15 protein-coding genes and 2 pseudogenes are annotated in these 16,194 nt (G+C 69.5%); 4 read left to right on the forward strand and 13 right to left on the reverse strand.

From position 1 onward, the window contains the following. Positions 1–31: 31 nt before the first annotated feature. Together asnB and ACZ5XZ_RS32770 are read right to left on the reverse strand one after the other, a co-directional pair. On the reverse strand, positions 32–1,867 hold the full coding sequence (gene asnB, locus ACZ5XZ_RS32765) for an asparagine synthase (glutamine-hydrolyzing) (RefSeq protein ID WP_468984734.1): 1,836 nt from the start codon (positions 1,865–1,867) through the stop codon (positions 32–34). Positions 1,868–1,884: 17 nt separating this feature from the next. After that, complete coding sequence (locus tag ACZ5XZ_RS32770; RefSeq protein WP_468984736.1) at positions 1,885–3,267, reverse strand: MFS transporter; 1,383 nt, start codon at positions 3,265–3,267, stop codon at positions 1,885–1,887. A gap of 384 nt (positions 3,268–3,651) precedes the next feature. Between ACZ5XZ_RS32770 and ACZ5XZ_RS32775 the strand changes: the two genes are divergently transcribed. Next, complete coding sequence (locus tag ACZ5XZ_RS32775; protein WP_468984738.1) at positions 3,652–3,867, forward strand: heavy-metal-associated domain-containing protein; 216 nt, start codon at positions 3,652–3,654, stop codon at positions 3,865–3,867. 184 nt (positions 3,868–4,051) lie between these two features. On the opposite strand, the gene ACZ5XZ_RS32780 is transcribed toward ACZ5XZ_RS32775, so the two are convergent. Continuing rightward, positions 4,052–4,492, reverse strand: a complete 441-nt coding sequence (locus ACZ5XZ_RS32780) for a GNAT family N-acetyltransferase (RefSeq protein ID WP_468984740.1) — start codon at positions 4,490–4,492, stop codon at positions 4,052–4,054. A 149-nt stretch (positions 4,493–4,641) separates the two neighbouring features. Between ACZ5XZ_RS32780 and ACZ5XZ_RS32785 the strand changes: the two genes are divergently transcribed. Beyond that, a complete protein-coding gene (locus tag ACZ5XZ_RS32785) occupies positions 4,642–5,313 on the forward strand; it encodes an HAD family hydrolase (RefSeq protein WP_468984741.1) in 672 nt (223 codons plus the stop codon). A gap of 120 nt (positions 5,314–5,433) precedes the next feature. Here the strand turns inward: ACZ5XZ_RS32785 and ACZ5XZ_RS32790 are convergent. The 7 genes and pseudogenes from ACZ5XZ_RS32790 to ACZ5XZ_RS32820 form a co-directional block, all read right to left on the reverse strand. Then, positions 5,434–5,537: pseudogene (locus ACZ5XZ_RS32790) on the reverse strand (IS5/IS1182 family transposase); the annotation flags it as partial. A 66-nt stretch (positions 5,538–5,603) separates the two neighbouring features. Next, positions 5,604–5,873, reverse strand: a complete 270-nt coding sequence (locus ACZ5XZ_RS32795; RefSeq protein ID WP_468984743.1) for a hypothetical protein — start codon at positions 5,871–5,873, stop codon at positions 5,604–5,606. A 301-nt stretch (positions 5,874–6,174) separates the two neighbouring features. After that, a complete protein-coding gene (locus ACZ5XZ_RS32800) occupies positions 6,175–6,918 on the reverse strand; it encodes an SDR family oxidoreductase (protein WP_468984745.1) in 744 nt (247 codons plus the stop codon). Between the two features lie 105 nt (positions 6,919–7,023). Further along, positions 7,024–7,668, reverse strand: a pseudogene (locus ACZ5XZ_RS32805) (alkaline phosphatase family protein); the annotation flags it as partial. 105 nt (positions 7,669–7,773) lie between these two features. Next, complete coding sequence (locus ACZ5XZ_RS32810) at positions 7,774–9,396, reverse strand: GMC oxidoreductase (protein WP_468984747.1); 1,623 nt, start codon at positions 9,394–9,396, stop codon at positions 7,774–7,776. A gap of 172 nt (positions 9,397–9,568) precedes the next feature. Further along, on the reverse strand, positions 9,569–11,788 hold the full coding sequence (locus ACZ5XZ_RS32815) for a S1 family peptidase (RefSeq protein ID WP_468984750.1): 2,220 nt from the start codon (positions 11,786–11,788) through the stop codon (positions 9,569–9,571). Beyond that, complete coding sequence (locus tag ACZ5XZ_RS32820) at positions 11,785–12,102, reverse strand: trypco2 family protein (protein WP_468984752.1); 318 nt, start codon at positions 12,100–12,102, stop codon at positions 11,785–11,787. The genes ACZ5XZ_RS32815 and ACZ5XZ_RS32820 overlap by 4 nt, the downstream gene beginning before the upstream one ends. 1,473 nt (positions 12,103–13,575) lie before the next feature. Between ACZ5XZ_RS32820 and tgmA the strand changes: the two genes are divergently transcribed. Beyond that, complete coding sequence (tgmA, locus tag ACZ5XZ_RS32825) at positions 13,576–13,824, forward strand: putative ATP-grasp-modified RiPP (protein ID WP_468984754.1); 249 nt, start codon at positions 13,576–13,578, stop codon at positions 13,822–13,824. Then, entirely contained in the window at positions 13,824–14,792 is a 969-nt protein-coding gene (tgmB, locus tag ACZ5XZ_RS32830; RefSeq protein WP_468984756.1) for an ATP-grasp ribosomal peptide maturase, read from the forward strand. Before tgmA ends, tgmB begins: the two co-directional genes overlap by 1 nt. Positions 14,793–15,012: 220 nt before the next feature. On the opposite strand, the gene ACZ5XZ_RS32835 is transcribed toward tgmB, so the two are convergent. From ACZ5XZ_RS32835 to ACZ5XZ_RS32845, 3 genes are all read right to left on the reverse strand, one after another. Further along, positions 15,013–15,456, reverse strand: a complete 444-nt coding sequence (locus ACZ5XZ_RS32835; RefSeq protein ID WP_468984758.1) for a DUF2267 domain-containing protein — start codon at positions 15,454–15,456, stop codon at positions 15,013–15,015. Positions 15,457–15,520: 64 nt separating this feature from the next. After that, positions 15,521–15,916, reverse strand: a complete 396-nt coding sequence (locus ACZ5XZ_RS32840; RefSeq protein WP_468984760.1) for a DUF2267 domain-containing protein — start codon at positions 15,914–15,916, stop codon at positions 15,521–15,523. Positions 15,917–16,014: 98 nt separating this feature from the next. Then, positions 16,015–16,194: Hsp20/alpha crystallin family protein (locus ACZ5XZ_RS32845; RefSeq protein ID WP_468984762.1), on the reverse strand; the 180-nt coding region annotated here is incomplete at its 5' end.

Below are 16,194 nucleotides of genomic sequence, written 5' to 3' on the forward strand. Positions count from 1 at the left end.
CCGGGGTTCTGGAGGGTCGTGGTAAGGCTCTTCAGAGGGCGAGTTCGGGTCGGTGGTGGTCCAGCCACAGGGCCAGGTCGACAACGCGTTCGAGGCGGAGGCGGTGGCCCCACTCCAGACGTTCGGGCGGGGTGTCGAGGCAGGGCTTGATGCGGGCCTCGTCGGCCAGGGCACGGACCTGCTCGGAGGACAGGGCGTCGCGGGCCAGGTCCTGCAGGCCACGGTTGTAGTCGGGGTGGTGGGTGGCCGGGTAGTGGTTCTTGGGGCGCCACAGGACCGACTCCGGCGCCAGGCCCGTACCGGCCGCGCGCAGCAGGCTCTTCTCCCGGCCGTCGAAGCTCTTCAGTGCCCAGGGCGTGGCGAAGGCGTACTCGACGAGGCGGTGGTCGCAGTAGGGGACGCGGACCTCCAGCCCCTGGGCCATGCTCAACCTGTCCTTGCGGTGCAGGAGCTGGCGCAGCCAGCGGGTCAGGGACAGGTGCTGCATCTCGCGTTGCCGGTGCTCGGCGGGGGTCTCGTCGTCCCTATGCGGTACGGCGGCCAGCGCGCTGCGATAGGTGTCCTGGCGGAACTCCCCCATGCGCAGGTCGAGCTCCGGGTTGAGCGGCATCGCGGCCTCGTCACCGGTGACGAGCAGCCACGGGAAGGTGGCCGCGGCCAGCGCCTTGGGGTTGTGGAACCAGGGGTAGCCGCCGAACACCTCGTCCGCCGCCTCGCCGGAGAGGGCCACGGTGGAGTGCTTGCGGATCTCGCCGAACAACAGGTACAGCGAGGTGTCCATGTCGCCGACACCGATCGGCGAGTCCCGCGCCACGACGACGGCCTTGCGGTGCTCGGGGTCGAGCAGGGCGCGCGGGTCGAGGACGACCGTGCTGTGGTCGGTGCCGATGTAGGCGCCGGCCTCGGTGGCGTAGGGGGTGTCGTGGCCGGTGCGCAGCACGTCGCCGGTGAACTGCTCGGCCTGGTCGCTGTAGTCGACGGCGTAGGAGCGGATGCGGGCGTACGGGCCTGCGCGCAGCCGGAGTTCGTCGGCGAGCAGTGCGGTCAGGACGGTGGAGTCGATGCCGCCGGACAGCAGGCTGCACAGCGGGACGTCGGCCTCCAGTTGACCGCGGGCGGCCGTGCCGACCAGCGCACGGATCCGTTCGACGGCCGTGTCCTGGTCGTCGTCGTGGACTTCGGCCTCCAGCTGCCAGTAGCGGCGTTCGCGGATGCCGTCCCGGTCCAGTACGAGCAGGCCGCCGGGCGCCACCTCCCGTACGCCCGACCACACGGTCGGCCCGGTGTTGAACAGCAGGCTGTACGCCTCCCGCAGCCCGTCGGCGTCCACCCGGGGCCGTATCTCCGGGTGGGCGAACAGGGCCTTGGGCTCCGAGGCGAAGGCCAGGCCGCCGTCGAGGGCCGCCCAGAACAGCGGTTTGACGCCGAGCCGGTCGCGGACCAGCAGCAGCCGCTGCGCGCGCTCGTCCCAGACGGCGAAGGCGAACATCCCCTCCAAGTGCTCGGCGAGGTCCTCGCCCCACTCGGTGTAGGCGCGCAGTACCACCTCGGTGTCGCTGCGCGTGTGGAAGAGGTGTCCCCGGCCACGGAGTTCGGCTCGCAGCTCGTGATGGTTGTAGACCTCGCCGCTGTAGGCGAGCACGGTGGTCGACCGGTCGGGCCGGTCGGGCCGGTCGGTCATCGGCTGCGCACCGCCGGCCAGGTCGATGACGGCCAGCCGGCGATGGCCGATCGCGGCGTGCTCGCCGATCCAGACGCCGCCGGCGTCGGGGCCGCGCGGGGTGAGGGTGGCGGTCATGGCCTCGATGACCGGGGCCTGGGTGCGGGCGTCGTGGTGGAAGGACGCCCAGCCGGTGATTCCGCACATGGGGGGTGGCTCCTGGGTCAGTGGTGGGCGGCGGGCGCCGCGTCGGCGGTCTTCTCGGGCACAGAGGTGGGCGGCCGACTGGGCAGGGCGAGCAGGGGTACGGCGAGGCAGGCGGCGGTGGCGGCCAGCGCGAGCCCGGCTCGTACTCCCTCGTCGGGCCCGATCAGTCCCCAGACGGCGGTGGCCAGGGCGGGGCCGAGGGTGAAGCCGAGGCTGCGGGCGAGCTGCATCGTGGAACCGACGGTCGCGGTCCGGTCCGGTGGGGCGGCGCCCATGACCAGGGCCTGGGTGGGGCCGCCGTTGAGGCCCATGCCGGCGCCGGCCAGCGCCAGCCGCCAGGCCACGTCCAGTGGTGACCAGCCATCGCCCAGTGGCACCAGCAGGAGCAGGCCGGCGGCGGTGACGGCGGCACCTGCGGTCGCGACCGGCCGGGCGCCGCACCTGTCGGCGAGGCGTCCACCGATCTGCCCGGCCAGGCCCATACCGAGGGGGAAGGCGAGGACGGTCAGTCCGGTCGTGGTGGCGCTGACACCGTTGTCGTGCTGGAGATGCAGGGCGATCAGATAGTGCATGGCGGCGAATCCGGCCGCGAGGGCCAGCACCGCGCCATGGGCCCGGAACAGCCCCGTCGCCCTCATGACACCGGCCACCGGCCGACCGCCCGGACCGCGCAGCCACCACCAGAGCGGCGGGACCGCCGCGATGGCGAGCACCAGCCATGCCGGGTGGTCCGCTGCCAGGGTCAGCGCCAGCAGCAGGACTGCCACACCCGAGGACACCAGCAGTGCGTCCGCCACCGACCGCCGATCGGGCCGGCGCAGCCCGCCGCCCCTCGGCATGGCCCTCCAGGCCACGACCAGGGCGAGCACGCAGAACGGGATCTTGACCAGGAAGACCGAACGCCAGCCCAGGTGGTCCAGCAGCAGCCCGCCCACGACCGGTCCGGCCACCGCGCCCAGCGGGCCCAGAGTGGCGGGCACGCTCATCGCCCGGCCGCGCAGCTCCGGTCGTACGGAGCGGATCGCGAGGACCGGCATCAGCACGAACAGCACCGCCCCGAACGCGCCCTGCATCAGGCGGGCGGCGATCAGCCCGGCCATCCAGGGCGCGGCGGCGGCCAGGACGCTGCACAGGCCGAAGCCGCAGGTCGCGACCAGCACGGCAGGACGCAGCCCCACGCCGTCGAGCCACCGACCGACGGGCAACAGCAGTGCCACAACGGGCAGTTGATAGCCCAGCACCGCCCACTGGGCCAGCGCGGTGGGCACCTGCAGACCATCGGCGATGTCCGCCAGGGCCACGTTGACGATATTCATGTCGAGCATCGCCACGAACGCCAGCAGGCCCGCCACGGCGACCAGCGACCAGCGGTCCTCGCCGACGGGTGTGCGACCAGGCATGTGACCGGGCCGTTCCGAACCGGGACCGTGTGCCACTCTTCCCCCCTCACCGTCGCGGTGGGCTGCCGGACAGCAACCTCGTCTCATGAGTCGAGGAGGATCGGGGGCGAGTTCCCGGCCACACCCAGAAAGTGACCAGTGGACTTGTCTTCGTCTTGTCTTCCTCCTGTCTTGCTCCTGTCTTCCTCCTGTCTTCCTCTTGATCTTTTCCACTTGCCGTCCGCTCCGACCAGCCGAAACCGGCACCCGCCCGCCCCAGCCGTGGAACTCCGTACTCCGCTCAGCCGACTCCTGAGGTGAGGGCGGCGGGCCTGCGGCCTGAACACCCCCGCCCGCGGATCCGTACACCACCGAAAGCCCCACATGAAACCCAGGAGTTCTCCCATGACCCAGAAGCAGTACAACGTCACCGGTATGAGCTGCGAGCACTGCGTAGCGAGCATCACGGAAGAGCTCTCCGAGGTGCCGGGGGTCAGCGAGGTCGTCGTCGACCTCCCCACCAACACCGTCACGGTCCGCGGCACCGACCTCGACGACGAGCGACTGCGCGCTGCCGTCGTCGAGGCCGGTTACGCCGTCGCCGCGCCGGCCGCCGCCTGAACAAGGGGGCATCGGATGTGAGGACGGCCGTCCGGCCCTGCGCGGTGTAGGACGTCGCGTACCGGGGCAGCGACGGGCCCCTGCGGGTCGCACGTCCCCAGCGCTGGAACAGCTACCGCAAGCCGGCCGGGACTCGTTGCTCCACGATCGCCATGCCGGAGCGACGAGTCCCGGGCGACTCGGATCAGGAAAGGCGCAGATCGGTCCAGGGAATGGTTTCCCCGGGCAGCAGGTACCGCTCGATCTCGGCGAAGCCGTGCTTGCATGCGAACCGCAGACCGTCCTCGTTGGAGGACAGGACCACCGTTTCGATCACCTTGGCGCCCAACTCCCGCGCGCGGTTGAGCCCGCGCGCGTAGAGCTCCTCGCCGAACCCCTGCCCACGGTGAGGAGCGAGCACACGGGCGATGACCGTGGCCGTCAGCGTGTCGTCCGACGGAGGGCGCACCGTGCTGCAGCCCACGAGAACGTCACCGAGGTAGGCGACCTCCAGGTGATGGCGTTGTGCGCGCTCGCGTACCTCGTCCATGGACAGGAGGTGGGTAGGGATGATCGTGTTGTGGACGTACTGCCAGTCCCTGAGCGCGACGTCGTCGTCCGGCTGCTGGATGTGAAGGTCAGACATCGCAGCAGAAGACCCGAGTACACCGGGAACGTCAACTCCATTTCATCGCGCCACGGAGACGCCATGGCCACCACGGGTGCACGCAGCCAATAGACACGCTTCCAGGGCTGCCCCGTAAGTGGCTGCTCGGCGCCTGGCATGATCGGTGCGTGACAAGCGAATCTGTGCAGTCCGGCCGGACGAGGTACGTCCTGTTCGATGTCGATGGCACGTTGATCGACGCGGTGGGCAACCAGCGCCGGGTGTGGCGGGCGTGGGCGGAGAGCTACGGGCTGGACCCGGACGAGGTCTACCGGGTGGCCCTGCGGACCAGGCCCACGGAAACCTTTGCGCAGGTCGCTGCGCGCCACGATCCGCACGAGTGCCTGGCCGCACTGCACGAGCTGGAGGACGAGGACGTCCGGTCCGGCGTCTATGCGGCCTTCGACGGCGCGGCAGAGGTGCTGCGCGGCCTGCCGTCGGGCTCCTGGGCGCTGGTGACCTCGAACTACGAACACCGGGTACGCGGCCGTTTCCTGCGGACGGGCTTGCCGATGCCGGGCCTGATCGTGGACGCAGCCGCTGTCGAAGAGGGCAAGCCCTCTCCCGTTCCCTATCTGCGGGCAGCTGCGCGCCTGGGTGCCGAGCCGGGGAACTGTCTGGTCATCGAGGACGCCCCGTCCGGGGTGCAGTCCGGGCTGCGGGCCGGTATGACGGTGTGGGGCGTGAACGCCGCTGCCGCGGTGGAGGGCGTGCACCGCCACTTCGAGAGCCTGCGCGAAGCGGTCCCGCACATCCTGGCCTTCGCGTCCGGATCCTCCGGCGACGCCGTGGTGGCCTGAGCCCGTCCGCCGGCACCAGGTATCGCTGTGGAGACACCCGGCGCTGTTGGAGCTCTTTGAACTATCAGGGAGCACCAACAGCGCCCATGAGTAACGGCATTGAACAACGGTCGGCCGTCGCCAGCAGAGCAGCGCGCGCAGCCGAGGCTGAGCAGGGCTTCATGGATGTCGTCGCGCTTCTCCCAGCGGATGCGCAGACGACGAAAGTGGTGCAGCAGCGCGAAGACACGCATCCGGACATGGCTTGGGCGCCCCTGCTACAGGGGCGCCCAAGTCTCACCAGCCGAAGGTCAGCGAGCGCCCCCGACGCCGAGGGCCTTGGTCTTGGAGGCGAGGTCGTTCTTCGTGTGCAGCTTGTCAGCGACCTTGTCCAGCGAGCCGACGAGCGCCTTGACGTCGAGGTCCCTGAGCGGGTTCTTCACGTCCTGCTTGGTGACCGTGGCGGCGTCCAGCAGCTGCATCTCACCACTGCGCGGCCCAGGAGCCGCGAGCGCCGGGGACGCGGCCCCCAGAACCAGCGCGACACCGACAACACCCACAGCAGACTTGGCGATCTTCACGACCTGTATCCCTTCCGGCAGACGCGCTGCATGGCGGCGCACGACCCTCGTGCCTCCGGAGCGTCCTGTCCTCGGACGCCGAAATCGCGCTGCCACAGGCCCTAACCACTGCGCTCATATCAAAGTGCCGGAGTGTCACCCGTTCGGGCGCGATCTTCACCAGCGGCGCCCGATGGCTGCGGGCGCACTCCTGACCGTCGTGGCCCGGCCCGGCACACGGTGAGCCGGGCCGGGCGCGCCGATCCTTCCGCTGGCTCAAGCCGTGACCCGTCAGACCATGCCCCATGCCCAGGCCCATGCCCTAGTTCGGCTGGCCGATCGGCCGGACGACCAGCGTGTTCACGTCCACGCCGGGTGGCTGGGAGATCGCCCACACGACGGTGTCCACCAGTTGCTCGGCGGAGATCATCGGGCCCGCCGCGTCGGCGCCGCCGGGGCGGTCGTCCCAGAACGGCGTCCGCACCCGGCCCGGCGCGATCAGCGTCGTGCCGACCCCGTACCCGGTCGTCAGCATGCGGACGTTCTCCGCCAGCCCGGTCACCGCGAACTTCGTCATCGAGTAGAGGTTGCCGGGCGTGTTCTTGAACCCCGCGACACTCCCGATCAGCACGATCCGGCCCTGCGACGCCTTCAGTGCCGGGAGCGCCGCCCGCACCAGCAGTGCGGGACCCAGGACGTTGGTGAGCACCATGCCCTGCCACTCTTCGGGGTCGCCGGTCTCGACGGTGCCGTTGGTCGCGTACCCGGCGTTGGCGATCGCGTAGTCCAGTCGCCCGAACACGCGCACGGTCTCCTCGACCGCCGACGAGACCTGCCCCCAGTCCGCCGCATCCCCCTCGAACGTCAGCAGCCGGTCGCCCGCGCCCGCCTCCGCCGCGGACTCGGCCAGCACGGCCAGCTTCTTCGTGCTGCGCCCGGTCGCCGCGACCCGGTAGCCGAGGCCCAGCAGGCGGCGCACGGTCTCCGCCCCGATCCCGCTCGACCCTCCGGTGATGAAAGCGACGGGCGCTTCGGTGCTCTCGATGGACACGTTCCCGTTGGACATGGTCTCCCCGTGTGCTGGTGCGCTGCGCGCGGAAGTGCGGCGCCGTCGCTGCCCGACGCTAGATCGTCCCGGGCCGCGCGTCCACGCCATTGCCGATCACGGACACGTCCACTTCTCCAGAAAGCGGAGTACGGAGGTGTGGTCGAACACCTCGGAGCTCACCCAGCCACCGCGGGTCCACGGGGATATCACGATCAGGGGGACGCGGAAGCCGAGCCCGTACGGCACACCGTTCAGGAATTCGCCGCCGGTTCCCGCGGGCGGGGCCGGCGGCGGGACGTGGTCGAAGAAGCCGTCGTTCTCGTCGTAGTTGAGGAACAGCACGGTGCTGTCGAAGACGGCCGGGTCGGGCGGCGAGCGCCCGGATCACGAGGTCCACGAAGTGCGCTCCATCGCCCGGCGGGGCATAGGGATGCTCGGAGAACGCCTCATTGGCCAGCACCCAGGAGACTTGCGGCAGCGTCCCGCCCACGACGTCCGCTTTGATCACGGCGGCGATGTCGCCGGGGTCGAACCGGTGACGCGGGGCACCGAGGCCATGCCGCGGTCGTGCAGCGGGTCGCCGGACTTGGCGTCCACGAACTTCTTGAAGTACGCCAGTCCGTTGTCGCCGAAGTTGTCGTTCGCGTTCTGGTAGACCTTCCAGCCCACTCCGGCGCTCTGCAGCGCCTCCGCGTAGGTCTCCCAGGTCAGGCCGGACTCCTCGCCGCCGTCGTAGCTGGTCGAGTCGACCTTGCCGCTCCACAGGTGCCGGGGATCGGCGAGGTTCAACAGACAGCTGACGATGACAATGGGTGAATCGGGGATGAACGGAGGCCCGTCGCCAGCCGTGAGTTGAATTGCCCTGGTGGCACATCACCCACTGATCCCGTCCTCGGCGAGTACGCGTGCGAGGTTGCGCTCGGCGAGGGCGGTGATGGTGACGAAGGGATTCACGCCGATCGAGCCGGGGATCAGCGAGCCGTCCATGACGTAGAGACCTCGGTAGCCGGGAATCCGGCCGTACGCGTCGGTGGCCCGGCCCAGGACGCAGCCGCCGAGGGGGTGGTAGGTGAAGTCGTCGGCGAAGGGCCGGTTGCCTCCGAACAGGTCGTAGCGGTAGATCGTGGTGTTCGCCTGGTTGATGCGGTCGAAGAGGGACTTGGCGGCGTCGACGGACGGCTGATTCTGGTCGTGGGTCCACCGGAGCTTCAACGCGTCGGTCGCCCGGTCGTAGGCGAAGCTGCCGCGCTCGGGGTTGCGGGTGATGGCCAGGTAGAGGCTGATCCAGTGTTCCAGGCCCATCGGCAGCGGGGCGATCTCGGCGAACACGGGCGTGGTCGGGTTCGTCGAGTCGTCGATGGCCATGACGGGAATCGTGGACTGACACTCGCCGGTGGTGTCCCACAAATGGTTCGCTCGCGCGGTCATGACGTTGCCGTTGGTGCCCCAGCCCAGGCCCACCTCGGCGGAGAGGCCGGGGAGCACACCCGTCTCCCGGGCGCGCAGCAGGAGTTCGGTGGTGCCGAGGCTGCCCGCGCCGAGGAAGAGGTGACGGCAGCCGATCTCCCGAGTGGCGATGACCCGGCCTGTCTCGTCGGTCCGGTCCACGGTGAGGACATAGCCGCCGTCCGGTTCCTGCCGGATCGCGCGGACGCGATGGAGGGTCTCGATGGTGACCTGGCCGGTGCCGAGGGCGGCAGCCAGGTAAGTGCGGTCCAGGGTCCGCTTGCCGTGGTTGTTGCCGTAGATCACCTCACCGGCGAGCGCCGACTTGGTGACCTCCCCCGCCTCTTCGCGCCGCATGTACGAGAAGTCGTAGACGCCCGGCACGAAGGTCGTGCGCAGGCCGGCCCGGTGGGCGTGGGTACGGGAGACCCGGGCGAACCGGTACCACTTGGTGCTCTCGAACCAGTCCGGGGCGACGGTGTTGACGCCCAGCATCCGGTGGGCGAGCGGGAAGTACCGGTCATACATCTCGGCCGCGTCGACCTGCGGAAGAATCGTGGAGAAGTACGCGCGGGACGGGGTGACGGCCATGCCGCCGTTGACCAGCGATCCGCCGCCGACGCCGCGTCCGACGTACACGGACATGGCGTCGAAGCGGACCCGGTCGAGGACCCCGGGGTAGGGGGTGATGTCGCGGTTGACGACGTCCAGCCACAGGAATGTCGCAAGCGGTGCCTCTGTCCGGGTCCGGAACCACATGGACCGGCGGTCGGGGACACGCATGGGGCAGAACACCTTGCCGTCCTCGGCGGGCTGGTTCCACAGGCGGCCCCTCTCCAGGACGAGGGTTCGCACCCCCGCCTCCCCCAGCCGGAGTGCGGCCACGGCCGCGCCGTAGCCGGAGCCGACGACAACGGCCGGAGCGTAGTCCTCGGCGCTCCCGGTCGCCGCCCCGGCCGGCGTCAGGCCGATCCGGGTCAGCCCGAGCACGGCCGCAGCCTGCAAGGCAGCAATCCCCACTAACTGACGACGCGTCAGAATCGAAGTCATGTGCGCATCATGTGCGGAGCATTTCCCTCCGCCTAGAGTCCGCGCACACCTTTCTCACCGTCGAAGTCCGGGGCGGGCGGCTGCCCGGCCGTGTGGACGGGCCGCCGCTCGTTGCCGGGGAAGACTTGCCCGACGTTGTCCCGTGCGGCGTGGGGCATCGTCGCGGATCGCTTCAGCCGGTGTCGCGGTCGGTGGAGTCCGAGCGTCGCTTGTGTCCTGCCGTGGTGGCGATGTCCTTCATGAATGTCTGGTAGGCAGCTGCTCGCTCTCGCGCCGATGTGGAAAAGACGCGAGTGGTAGCACGGTGGGCGTCGGCTTCCTTCCGCAAGGTCGTGTGAGCCCGTAGCCGTGCCTGATGCTCGTCGTCCCAGTCGCGGAGAGCCGACGGTGTGGGGCCCTGGTAGCCGTGGTCGGCGTACAGGTACACCGCGACGTACAGGCACACGAAGAAGACGGTCGTCAGGATCTGGCCGACGTCGTGCAGCAGGACCCCTGCGACCAGGACCGCGCCGAACACGAAGCCCGCCTTCTGCAGGCTTCCTCGGATACTGGCAAGGTCGGCCGGGAGCCACTTGCGCGGGTACCGGAGGGGAGGTTGATAGGCCGCACCCAGCCGTACGGCTCGCGGCAACCGGGCAACGTAGGCCGACAGGGCCAGCCAGGGCAGGTGCCAGGAAATCGTTCCGGCCAGGGACGGCCAGGTCCAGCCCCACACGATCCAGGCCGCCGGGACCATCACCACGCCCCAGATCCCCAGCCACAGCGTCACGCGGACGGCTGCCCCCCACCGGGCGGCGGGTCTGCACCGAGCGGCCTCGTAGGCGGCCCACTGACGCTCATGCTCGGCATCGGCTGCCGCAAGCGCGCGGGCTTCCTCCGCACGTGCCGCTAGTTCGGCCTGCCGCTTCGCGTCGTCCGCCGCCTTCTGCGCCAGCCGCTCCGCATCGAGCGCGGCGTACGCGGCGAAGTCGGTGCGGACGAGCCGTCCGATGGGAGAGTCCGGATCGCCGCCCTGCTCGCACAAGCGGTCGTACCATCCGACGCTTCCAGCGGCGGGCGGCGTCAGGCGCCCGAAGGCGGTGCGGAGCCATTCCCCGGTACGGGGATCTGGGAGGAGCGCGGCCAGTAGCGCACCGCGCGCGTCGCCGTCGGCCCACTCCCGGGCCGGGCCCGGCAGGTCGACCGATCCGGCCACCTGTCGCCAGGACTCCCAGGCGTCGTCCCACGCCTCCTGTCTCCCGCTCAGACCGCGCAGTTCGGTGAAGGCGGCCAGAGCATCCAGCAACCCGCCCGCACAGAGGTCCCGGTAGACGCCCGCCGCCGGACCGTCTGTGTCCAGGCGGCCTTGCAAGCACGCCACGGTCAGCGATTCCATGGTCACACGAGTGCCCTTCCAGACCGCCTCCCCGTCCGGATCGAGCCAGCACAGCAGGCGCAGGACCTTCAGATCGGGCGTCACCTCCGGGTTCGTCAGCCAGCGGTCGATCAGATTGCGCCGGCCTTCGACGTCCTCGGTGAAGGGGTCGTCGAACTGCTGCAGCCACGCCAGCAGGTCACGTCGGCCGTCGGTGGGCTCGGACGGTGTGCCCATACGGTCGAAGAACTGCTGCCGGGCGGTTGCCCAGTGCGCGCGAATGGTCGCCGCCAGATCCCGCGGTGCCGAGTGCAGCGCACCGGCCAGGGCGAGCGGCTTCCTCCTCCGCGCGGCCGACGACAGTTCGGTGACGGACGGTGCGGTCCCGGCATGGCGGGTGAAGGCGTCGACGAAGGACACGTCGTCGAGCAGGGTCCTGCCCTTGACCGCCTCCAGCCGCTGATGTCTCCAGTTGCGGGGGGCCTCCGCCACCACTCCCAGCAGCAGCCCTTCGGCGAAGAGCGCAGCCCCCGACATGCCCTCCCACGGTGAATTGCCGCTCGCCAGCTCCGGCGAGACGTCCTTGACGTCCAGGACGTACCTGTTGCGGACGATGCCCGAGCCGGGGCGCAGCGCGCACTCGATGTGCTCGATGTCCACGCCGCGTGTCCTGTCGTGCTGGGCACGGGGAAAGCCCATGGCCTGGCAGCCGCCGAGGGGGGAGTCGTCCATCAACCTCGCCCAGTGCACCGGGGACAACCGTGCGACGGTCTCCGGCCGGACGAGGTCCTCGGCGGAGACCAGCAGGGCGGCATCGCACGTCTCCGCTCCCCTCCACACCACCCGGGCGCTGTGGCTGCCCGTTCCGCCCACCACCGTCACCCGTGCTTCGGGCTCGTCCCTGACGACGTGGGCCGCGGTGAGGAGCAGCCGCGGGGTCAGCAGATAGCCACTGCCCCTGCTGCCGGTGATCTGCACGGCGGCGACGCGGTTGTGCTCGGGGCCCACCGGCCGGCCGGCGCGTAAGGTGCCGCTCACAACGTGCCGGCACCGGCGAGACCGGACACGTCGCCCTCATCGTCGGCGGCGATGAGCACGGGCTCTCCGTTGGTCTGGACGGGCTCAAGAGTGAGCGACACGCGGTGCGTGCGCGTCCGGCTCACGCCGGCGTCGGTCTCCCCGGAGACGACGAACGCGCGTATACCGCCCCGCGCACGGGCGTCCTTCCGCAGCTCGACGGTGAACTCCAGCGCGATCGGTCCCACCTTGAAAGCGATGTCGTTCCCGGCACCCTGAGCGGCGGCACTCATCAACTCGTCGCGCACCGCCTGCACCGCCTCGGCGAGTTCCATGTCCCCGGCCCCCAACACATCCCCCTCGTACTGTCGTTCGCCTCGAAAGTTTGCTGACTCAGAGTAAAGCAAGGCAACGGCGTGGACAGCAGGGCGAGGCTCGGGCGTCCGTCCATGCCAAGGCGGGTTCCAAGGTCGCCACGGGGCGTGCGGATCCGCGTCCGGGAGTCCTGCCCCTGCCCCCGCCCGTCTGTCTGTCTGTCTGAAGTGGTCAGCGGAGAGGGGGGTGCGGTGGTTCTTTGACGGGTTTTCTCGGCCGGCCGACGAATGGATCGTAGCGGCGTGCGGGGGTAGCTCCCATGCCAGTGATCTTGCGCTGCCGGGCCACCGAAGGGTGGCGTTTCCGCAGGTGAAACGCTCGAACTGGACTCTACGCCCTGGTATTGGGCTTAGTTCGAGTCCGCCGGGTTCGATCACGCTGTGCTGTCATCATGTAAAGAATGCATGCACCGGCTGGGAATTTTGCCATGCGGGTTTGCGGCGAGCGCGTGCGTCCTGCTTGGCTTCTCGCATGACACAGAACCTGCCTCAATCAGCCGCATTGCATTTCGTGGCATTGGTTAGTGCGCTTGCTGTCATGGCGACTGTGCACGATGACCCACGGATCAGGGGGCGCGCGCTCCGCGTGCTTGAGATTCTTTTCTTCCGCCGCTAGCCGTTCATGTGACCACCGGGTTTGCCTTGACGTTCTCCTTTGGGCGAGGCCCCAGGGCAAACCCTTGTCTTCGTATCGCTCCTGCAGGTCAACGGGGAGGATCGGCGGGGGCGGCGCGGGTGACGCTCATGGACGCGCACCGGAGGACTGCGGGTGGCAGCCAGTGAGGAGCTGGCCGAAGTGTCGGCGCCCAGGGGCGCGCGGTGCACTTCGACCAGCAGACATTACTAGGCGTCAGGGAACAGCGCTTCAGAGATCAGCGCCCATAGCGCCTTGACCGCCAGGGCGATGGTGAACCGTTGCGCAACTTCCCTCCGCCATGTCCTCTTCCTTTTCACTGCCGATACCTCCGCGTTTTGAACAAACGCGGGAGGGACGCCCTTTCGGCTCACTCCCTCTCCGCGGACAGCGCGTTGGGCGCGTCCCCCACTGATGCAAGGCCGCGCACGGCAGCCTCTTACCCGAGGCGTTGGCTCACCAGAGAGAGCTACGACAGCGGCTCCACGCTACTGAAGGGCGAGCGAGGACAGGCGCCTTTGCGTCAGATGGCACGCCCATGGTGAATATGCCTCAAGATTCAGGAGAAGTTCCGTAGTCAGCGTTGCGCTGGAGCCGGTCCGGACGTGACCAGGTGCCGGCCCCCGCCCAGGCCCTTGTTTGGGACGTACTCCGCTTTTCGGCGGCCTTGTGTTCCTGGCGGCGGTGCGGCTGGGTTGAAGTGGGGAGCCGGCAAGCCGACCTCAGGCGGACTTGAAAACCTCGCCCACCAAGGGGAGGGTCATTTCAAACGAACAGTCGAAAAGCAAGGGAGTCGAACGATGGAAACGCGAGACCCCGGCGCACCCTGGGGCACCACCCGCATGGCACCGTATGCCGAGACCGGCCTGATTTCCCTGCGCACCCCGGTGATCGACCCCGCAACCCAGATCGCCGTCGTCATCGACGAACACGGCCGCACGGTCGAACTCCACAACCACCGAACCAGCAGCAGCACCTCGAACTCCACGAGTACCAGCAGCGCCGACAGCTACGACTCCGACGACTCCTCGGACTCCGACCACGACTGATGACGACGGGACCGAGCGGGTCGGTACTGGTATTGACCAACCCTCACGACGTGACCACCGACGTGGTACTGCGGATCCTCGCGGAACGCCAGGTCCCGGTAGTCCGTCTCGACCCCGGCACAGACCTGCACACAGGTGCCGCGCTCACCGCCACGTACCGCACGGGCGATCAGCGCGGCACCTTGCGCACGCCGAGCCGCAAGCTCGACCTCACCGAAGTGCGCTCCGTCTGGACGCGCCGTCCCTCGCCCTTCGACGGCCCGCCAGAACTGGACGGACAGGAACGCCGGTTCGCAGCCTCGCAATCCCTGTGGGGTGTCGGCGGCATCCTGGCGTCGCTCTCCGGAGCCCACTACGTCAACCACCCGTGGAACAACCGGGCGGCGGAGTACAAACCTGCCCAGCTCGCCGCCGCACAGCGCTGCGGCTTCTCGGTCCCCAGCACGCTGCTCACCAACGACCCTGACCAGGCACGGGAGTTCGCCACCCACCAGACCGGAGGAGTGGTTTACAAGCCTTTGTGGAACACCCCCTATACGGTTGACGGCCAAGCACAACAGGTGTGGGTGCGGGAGGTGCGCCCGCACGAGATCACCGCCGCCGTGGCCGTCTGCCCGCACCTGTTCCAAGCCAAGGTGGAGAAGACGTTCGACGTGCGTCTCACGGCTGTCGGCAACCGGCTGTTCGCGGTCCGGATCGACAGTCCCGATCTCGACTGGCGGCAGCGGCAATCCCTGATGGAGTGCACGCCGATCGCCGTCCCCGAGCGGGTCGCGCTCTCGGTGTCCGCCTACCTCACCATGTCCCGACTCGCTTTCGGCGCGTTCGACTTCGCCGTCACGTCCACCGGCGACTGGTACTTCCTCGAGTGCAACCCCAACGGACAGTGGGCATGGCAACCCGAATCGATCACCGAGTCGATCGCCCATGCCATTGCTGACGAACTCCAGAAGGGCCCCGAAGCCTGAGCCGGTCTCCGGCGGACAGCCCGCCCCGGCGGGCTTCCTCCCCTTCTGTATAAGCCGGTTCTGTATAAGCCGGACTCTCTCAGGCCGGGCCGGCCTGTTGCGGTCCCGGGCGACGGGCGCGATACCGGGGTCGCTGACGGCACGCGTCCCGTGGGGTCTTGAGGGCCCGTGTACGCGTCGTCGTCTCCACTCCCGTGGGCGCCGGAAGGACACGGCCCGTTTATGCGGCGGGTTTGAGTTCGGCGCGGCCGAACAGCAGGGCGTAGCCGGTGGGGAGCTGCTGGAGGATGCGGGTGATCAGGTCGGGGCCGGCGTAGGCGGCGACGGCTGCGAAGACGGAGCCGGTGTCCCAGCGGGTGGTGGCCAGGGAGGCGCCGGTGCGGGCGGCGAGGTCCTTGACCAGGGCCCAGCCGGTCAGTGGCTGGGTGTCCGGGATCTGTGCGGTCAGGACGCGTGCGGCCTCCAAGGGCAGCCGCGCGGCCAGGTCAACGCGTTCGTCGCCGGTCAGCTGGCGTCCCAGCCCCGAGAGGACCAGGCGGACGGCTTCGTCGGCCCTCTCGCGGGTGGGGTAGGCGCCTTCGTAGCGGACCTTCTCCAACATCTGCTCATACGCCGTCCCGTACGGCTGCTGGTGCTCAAGCGGTACGCGCGCGTCGGTGATCACTGCGATGCATGCCTTTCGTGGAACCAGGGTGGGGTGGTGCCGGTATGTGGCACCGAGATATGGGTCAGGCGGACCCGGGGCGGCCGAAGAGGAGGTCGTAGCCGGTGGGCAGCTGGAGCAGGATCTCCCCCAGCAGGTCGTCGCCGGCTGTGTCGGCGACGGTGGACAGCACGGCGCTGACGTCCCAGGTCGCGGTCTGCTCGGTGGCGCCCTCGACCCAGGCTGCGGTCGCCCGGACGAACCGTTCCGGTGGCAGCGGTTCGGCGCTCTGCAGCGGGTTGAGGAGGATCAGGGCGAAGTCCTCCGGCAGGCGGGCTGCGAGCCGGGCGCGAACTTCGCCGACCAGGTGCGCGCCGAGCAGAGCGAGCACTACCCGGGCCGCGCGCTCGGCTTCTTCCAGAGTGTCGTACTCGCCGCGTTCCTTCACGTGGTCGAGGAACGCTTCGCGACGCAGAGTCATCTCGGCCGCCACCCCTTCTTCGGACTGTCCACGGGGGTGCGGAGGGCGGGGGTGAGTGCGATATCAGGTGCCCGTCCTCCGCACCTGTCCGGCCGGTGTCAGCCGGAGATCTCCTTGCGGCCGGATCCGACGCCGATGGAGATCTTGCGGGGCTTGGCGCGCTCGGCGATGGGGATGCGCAGGGTGAGCACGCCCGCGTCGTAGTCGGCGTCGATGTGCTCGGTGTCGAGGGTGTCGGCGAGCACGATCTGGCGGGAGAAGACGCCCAGCGGCCGCTC

The sequence above is a fragment of the Streptomyces sp. NPDC033270 genome (genome assembly GCF_055576575.1).